Genomic DNA, 6,580 nt, shown 5'->3' on the forward strand with positions numbered 1-6,580 from the left:
TACCTGATCGATCGGTCACCCACCAGTTGGCCGGTCAAAGCTGGAGTATGCCGTTCGGAAATCTCGGTCGGCAAATCAGGCAAGGCCAAAGCCGGGCACACCAAAACTCCTCAACGCACAACGACCGTGGCCACTCCCAGCCCCCCGTGACCTGCGAATCCTTTTACCCCATCGCGCCCCCGCCATGTGCGGTTGTTTTTGTTTCTGGAGACCGTGAACCCGGTTGCCGGCGCACTGATCAAGTTGAAGTTCTTTGGGGGACACTGATCATGCTGACCTTGCTTGGATCACTGCTGGGCTTTCTCAGCAGCACCTTCCCGGAATTCCTCAAGCTATTTCGCGACAGCCAGGACCGCAAACACGAACTGGCGATCCTGGATCGGCAGATGGAGCAACAGCGGCTGGGCCACAGCCAGCGCCTGGAGGAAATCCAGATTGCGGCTGATGTTGCCGAGAGCCAGGCGCTCTACGGCTATGCCAAACATCCTACGGGCTCGCCATGGGTGGAAGGACTACAGGCCTCGATGCGCCCGGTCATCACTTATGCCTTCTTCCCGGTCTTTGCGGTGGTGAAGGTATCGGCCTTAGCCACTTTGCTGCAAACCGACGGCTTGACGCTGGCAGCGTCCCTGCAGGCTACTTGGGATGAAGAAACCCAGGCGCTGTTTGCTGCAGTAATGTCTTTCTGGTCCGGCAGCCGTCAGATCAGCAAGATGCGCCGGGGCGGCTGATACGTCACGTCACCGAGGAAGGGCTCAACCTGATCAAACGGTTTGAAGGCTTCAGTTCCACCATTTACATCTGCCCGGCCGGCTATCCGACCATCGGCTACGGGCATGTCGTGCTGGCACATGTACAGGATCAGTTCGCAACGGGCATCCCGCAAGCTGAGGCCACCGAGCCTCTGCGCAAGGACGTGAGGATCGCCGAGCGAGCTGTGCTGGGCTGATCTCGGTACCTCTGACTGACGGGCAGTTGGACGCGCTGGTCTCTTTCACCGTCAACGCCGGTGCCGGGGCGTTACAGCGCTCGTCACTGAGGCGAAAGGTGAACCGTGGCGAACAGGAAAGCGTCCCCGCTGAGTTGCTGAAGTGGGTGTGGGCTGCTGGTGAAAGGATACCTGGACTGGTTCGTCGAAGGAAGGCGGAGGCCTTGGCCTACTCGTTGAAGCCAGCTGCAATAACTACTATGCACAAAGCGGGTGGCCAAGGCATGCAGAAAGGATGACGCCCCCCCCCTTCGCAGTTTAAAATGGCTAACTTCAAGTGCATCCCACGCACTCTGACACCCGTCACCCATAACAGATCAAGGACAATTAGCTTGGTTGATACTAATAAACGGGCTGAGATTTCGCAAGAAATTGCTGTCGTCATCCCTACGTACAAGGCTTGCAATCACATTTTGGGTGTGATCAACGAAATTGGCCCCGAGGTGGCTCGGATTTATATCGTTGATGATTGCTGCCCTGATAACTCTGGTGATTTTGTAGCTGCCAACTGTAAAGATGATCGTGTCACTGTCGTCAAGCATACCGAGAACCAAGGTGTCGGTGGTGCCGTCATGACAGGGTACAAGGCTGCCATTGAAGATGGGATGGATATTTTGGTCAAGATCGACAGCGATGGCCAAATGGATCCGGCGTTGATCATGGATTTTGTGGCTCCTATTGTTAATGGCGAAGCTGATTACACAAAGGGGAATCGCTTTTTCGATCTCGAGAAAGTACGTTCAATGCCCAAAGTACGTCTCTTCGGCAATGCGGTGCTTTCGCTCATGTGCAAGCTTTCCTCAGGCTATTGGAACCTTTTCGATCCGACCAATGGCTACACAGCCATTCACGCTGACGTTGCTCGTCATTTGCCGTTCAATAAAATAAGTCGACGTTACTTCTTTGAGACAGACATTCTATTTAGGTTAAATACACTTCGCGCAGTGGTTGTTGATGTGCCAATGGCTGCGAAATACGCTGACGAAGTCAGTAATTTGAAGATCTCCAAAATTATCGGTGAGTTTTTTGTGAAGCACGTGCGGAATTTTTCGAAGCGTATTTTTTATAACTACTATCTTCGCGACATGTCCCTTGCTTCAATCGAATTACCGGTTGGCCTGGTTTTGCTTGTATTTGGCTCGATTTATGGTGGATACCACTGGATCCATTCGGCACAGGCTGGTGTCTCAACTCCTGCAGGGACAGTAATGCTCGCAATCACTCCGATCCTTACAGGATTGCAATTTGTTTTGGCATTTTGTTCATACGATATTTCGTCCGTGCCTCGGCGGACTATAAGCAAAAAAAGTCAATTTGCAGGACGGAAGCAGTGATCATCTCTAAGAGTTTCCTAACATTTATAATTGTCGGTGCTATCACCGCCCTGATCGATATTGGGTTAATGCAGTTGTTGATCTGGGTTGGGGTTTATTATCTTGTAGCTGCGACGCTGGGTTTTTTTGTTGGGCTGCTAGCAAACTTCTCGCTGCACACCCGTGTTACTTTCGGCGCGGAATACTCGCATAGTGTTCTTGTGCGATTCGTGACAGTAGTCTTTATTAATTACTTCACGACCCTGCTCATCGTTCATCTCTTTCAGATAACGCTCAATGAGCCCCTCTTGGGTAAACTAATTTCACTGCCAGTGGTGGCTGTAAATGGTTTTTTTCTTAGCAAAAACTGGGTTTATAAATGATTGAGTTCTATCCTGTCAGGTGTGACGAGGCGGCTTATTCTGAGTACACAGCACTTTTCGCTAAATGCTTCCCGACTGCAAACAAGTACAACCGTGAATACCTTGACTGGTTGTATCGTTGCAACCCTGATGGCGAAGTAGTCGGATTTGATGCTCGCGATGGTGATCGACTTGCCGCGCATTATGTCTGCATTCCTGCTCTAGCTCAGGTTTATGGCCAGCAGGTAAGAGTCTTGTTATCGCTCAATACAGCTACGCATCCTGACTATCAAGGTAAAGGTCTTTTTACTCAGTTAGCAGAACGTACCTATGAGGCTGGTGCGGCGTTAGGCTATGACTGTGTTTATGGTGTTGCCAATGCGAACAGCACGCCCGGATTTATTCGAAAGTTGAAGTTTCAGCTGGTTGGTCCGTTACAGGCTATGGTGGGTGTGGGAGCTTTGGGAATTGATTTTAATAGCCTTGAAGGGTTGCATTTCAGGCGTTCTTGGAGTTCGAATGCGCTGGCTTGGCGTTGCGCTTCCCCGGTTAGAAGGGTAGCAGTCTACGCAAAAGATGACCGCAAAATTTTCTTGACACCAGCTTTGTTAGGTGGTGCCTGCCTTGCCACAGCGGAGGTTAGTGCAGCATCGATTGCCAATGATCTGGTTCACACGAAAGACAGTCTCACATCGCCACTAAGGCTGTTCATTGGCATGATTCCGCCAATTGCCCGTCGTGGCTCCCTTTACGTTGATATACCTCAAGCGTTGCGTCCATCGCCACTGAATTTAATTTACCGCTCACTTTCTGGGCGTGTTAAATCTATTGACACGGATAGCGTTTTCTTTAGTTTTCTTGACTTTGATGCTTATTGAGACGAATGCGTCGGTGGCGCTATTTCTTTTCGCTCACCAGGACGATGAATTTGGTGTGTTTGCTCAAATCGAACAGGAGTTGCGTCTAGGTCGGAGGGTTCAATGTGTCTACGTAACTGACGGTGCGGCTACTGCTTGCCCGGACGTTCGTGATGCCGAGTCGAGGTTAGTGCTAGAAAAATTGGGCGTTCATGCGGCCGACATCATTTTTGTTGGACGGCATCTCCGAATTAGAGATGGTGAGCTCCACCTAAATGTTAAAGCATTCGAAGATTGGCTTAACGATTTTATTAATTTGAATGAAATGCTTGCCGTTTGTTTCGTACCTGCTTGGGAGGGTGGTCATCCCGATCATGACTTGGTACATGCCATCGCGGTTAAGTTATTCAGCAAGCGAGAATGGATAAATAGAGTTTGGCAATATTCGCTCTATCATGGTCGAAGCTGCTCTGGTCCCTTTTTTCGCACACTATCCCCGCTGCCTGAGAACGGCTTGGTAACTCGGTGGTCAATACCTTGGCGTGACCGGCTTCGTTATGTTCGACTTTGTCTCTCCTATCCTTCACAGTGGCGCACTTGGATTGGGTTATTCCCGTTCGCATGCGCCCATTATGTTTGGAGCGGTGTTCAAAACTTGCAGCACGTAGACAATAATAGGATTCTTCAGCCACCTCATGTTCGGCCACTCTACTATGAACGCCGAGGTTTTCTTGATTGGCCCACTCTTAGTTCTGCTGTCGAACAGCTGATCGAAGAAAAGTCGGTTAACTTGACCGCTGCTGATATCCCTACCACATCAAAAAAAGATTAAAAAAAGACTTATGCATCCCAAAAAACTGGTCATTACAGGCTTTTGCCTGGGAATTCTGATTATTCCACAGGTTTTTCTGGCGCAGCGGCCTGTTGCATTTGACGCGCCTGTTGCATTTGATGCATTGGTTTGGGTCATTGCAGTGGTCATAGCGGGTGGTGTTTTCCGCGTGGCATTTCCGCAGGTAGCACACATTAGTTTATTACTTGCAATTCTTGGTGTGCTTGTTTGTGGGGTCGGATTGGCTGAATATAGTGCAATCCTGTTGTGGTTGGTAAGCTCTTGGAGTATTGGCGCATTCGTGCTTGGAAGACTCTATCAGAGCAAGGACCTCTCTCTTTTAAGTACTACCGAAGCCATAATTGTAGGGGCCGCCACATGGGTAGCGGCATGGGGCGTGATGTTGCATTTTTCGGTTAACTATCAAGCACTGCACATTGCTCTTTCCTTGTTGCCCACTTTTTTTCTTGTTAATCGATTTTCAGACATTCGTAAACACCTCTTTAATCAAGCAACTTTAGCAAAGGAGTGGATGCAGTCAATACCTTTTGGTGCGTGGATCGCGGGCCTGGCTGTGGTTAGCTGGGTTTTTCGCTGGGCGAGTTTCCCGACTATGGGGTTTGACGATCATGCTAACCATCTGCGGATTTGGACCGAACTCCTGACGTCGCACAGCTATTCATTCGACGTCTCCACCCAGATTTGGTCCGTCGTACCTTTTACGACTAATCTGCTGCATGCGGGTTTATCACTGATGGCTGGTGGTGACGCGCGTAGCGCAATGAACCTTGCTTTAGCAATTTCCATCCTGCTGCTTATGGCGGGAATTTTGCGCACCTGCAAACTCCCTAATTGGGCGCAGTGGTTATTGATGGTGCTCATGGCTACTACCCCGATGATGGGTAATCTTCTTTTCTCTTTACAAACCGAGCTACTGCTTTCAGTGTTAGCGCTGGCAGGCATGCGCCTTGTCATTGATGCTAATGGAGGTTGGCGTGGTCAGCACGTATTGGGAGTTCTTTCATGTGCTGCGTTGTGCGCCAGCATAAAGTTGCCAGGTGCGGTTCTTGGTGTAACACTCCTTGCTGCTTTGGTAGTGCGTTGGTGGAGCCAGCGTGAAACACCGACGCCAACTGGTCATATGTTGCGCTGGACGGCGCTTTTGCTTCTCATCCCTCTAGGTTTTGTTGCTTTGCATTCTTATGGGGTGGCATGGAAACTCACTGGAAATCCAGTTTTTCCCCTCTACAACGCCATTTTTCTTTCACCTTATTATTACCCCATAAATTTCAGTGATTCTCGATGGATTCATGGCTTCGGTCTTACGAGTTATGTAAGAGCCTTTTTCCACACATCCGAGTTCTTTGAATCAGGTGACTATACTGCTGGTTGGCAATACTTGATAATGCTGCCTCTTGGAGTGTTGGCACTGTTACGTTCTGGCACCCCCAGCGGACTACGAATTATATTGATACCAGTTCTGGGTTTCGGTCTCGTAATGTTTTCCGCGACTCAGTATTGGCGTTACTTGTTTCCGGTTATGCCGCTGGCAGTAGTTCTTCTTGGGGCCCTTTTTATTCAAGAAAAACCTGCGATTCGAGCTACCGCTTTTTTTCTTGCTATTGCATGTATAGCGGCTAATTTATTGTTTTTCACTCGAATCACCTGGATGATGAATTCTCCAGCAGGGATCGCATTTACAAGTAAGGGAAAAGAGGCTTTGACCAGTCTGTATGCGCCCGCATCATTACTTACTAAGCGGGTGAATCAATTGGCTCCGGGGTCCCGAGTTCTTTACACACCTAGCACGCCTTACGGCGCAACGTTACAGGGGGTTCCTTTATATCTAAATTGGTATCAACCATTCCGTAACGAGGCATTCAGTTCGGTTAAAGACTTGGACGGGCTTAGAGATTTTATATCGAACGAGAAAATTAGCTTTTCAATCTTGACAATGTCCGTGAATTCAGATTTGCCGGATGTTTTGTTGCGAGAGTACATGGCGAAGTACGGATATGTTGAGGGTCAAGCAAGTAATTTTTTACTGTATAGGATTGGTGATGCGCCTGTTCAGTATCAGAAAGTATTTGGATTGCAGGAATCGGAAGCAATGGCATCAGGAAAGATTGATTTGTTGCTTCCAGTGACGGCGCAGGGTGTTACGGCACCCGCAGACGGCCAAGTACTTGCGGTGATGCCTACTCATCGGGCAAGACAGGCTCGCTATA

At 49.2% G+C, this 6,580-nt stretch carries 6 protein-coding genes and 1 pseudogene; all 7 read left to right on the forward strand.

Going from position 1 to position 6,580, the window contains the following annotated elements; translation table 11 throughout:
• A partial coding sequence (locus I5W_RS32345) for a hypothetical protein (protein ID WP_217284437.1) occupies positions 1-731 on the forward strand: 731 nt, incomplete at its 5' end.
• 32 nt (positions 732-763) lie between these two features.
• Positions 764-1,227, forward strand: a pseudogene (locus I5W_RS34150) (lysozyme).
• Positions 1,228-1,320: 93 nt separating this feature from the next.
• A complete protein-coding gene (locus I5W_RS04875) occupies positions 1,321-2,322 on the forward strand; it encodes a glycosyltransferase family 2 protein (protein WP_044528396.1) in 1,002 nt (333 codons plus the stop codon).
• Positions 2,319-2,684, forward strand: a complete 366-nt coding sequence (locus tag I5W_RS04880; protein ID WP_050010615.1) for a GtrA family protein — start codon at positions 2,319-2,321, stop codon at positions 2,682-2,684. The genes I5W_RS04875 and I5W_RS04880 overlap by 4 nt, the downstream gene beginning before the upstream one ends.
• Positions 2,681-3,541 (forward strand): GNAT family N-acetyltransferase, encoded by an 861-nt coding sequence (locus I5W_RS29440; protein ID WP_083893462.1) that lies wholly within the window; start codon positions 2,681-2,683, stop codon positions 3,539-3,541. Before I5W_RS04880 ends, I5W_RS29440 begins: the two co-directional genes overlap by 4 nt.
• A 13-nt stretch (positions 3,542-3,554) precedes the next feature.
• A complete protein-coding gene (locus I5W_RS29445) occupies positions 3,555-4,352 on the forward strand; it encodes a PIG-L deacetylase family protein (RefSeq protein WP_252716899.1) in 798 nt (265 codons plus the stop codon).
• A 10-nt stretch (positions 4,353-4,362) separates the two neighbouring features.
• Positions 4,363-6,580, forward strand: a 2,218-nt coding sequence (locus I5W_RS31030) for a hypothetical protein (protein ID WP_148289036.1), incomplete at its 3' end; no start/stop codon positions are given.

Source organism: Herbaspirillum sp. B65 (assembly GCF_000333555.1).
GTDB lineage: Bacteria > Pseudomonadota > Gammaproteobacteria > Burkholderiales > Burkholderiaceae_D > Herbaspirillum > Herbaspirillum rubrisubalbicans.

Coding starts and splice junctions, on each gene's coding strand:
- I5W_RS29440 (WP_083893462.1), top strand. CDS start 2,681: ATGATTGAGTTCTATCCTGTCAGGTGTGACGAGGCGGCTTATTCTGAG.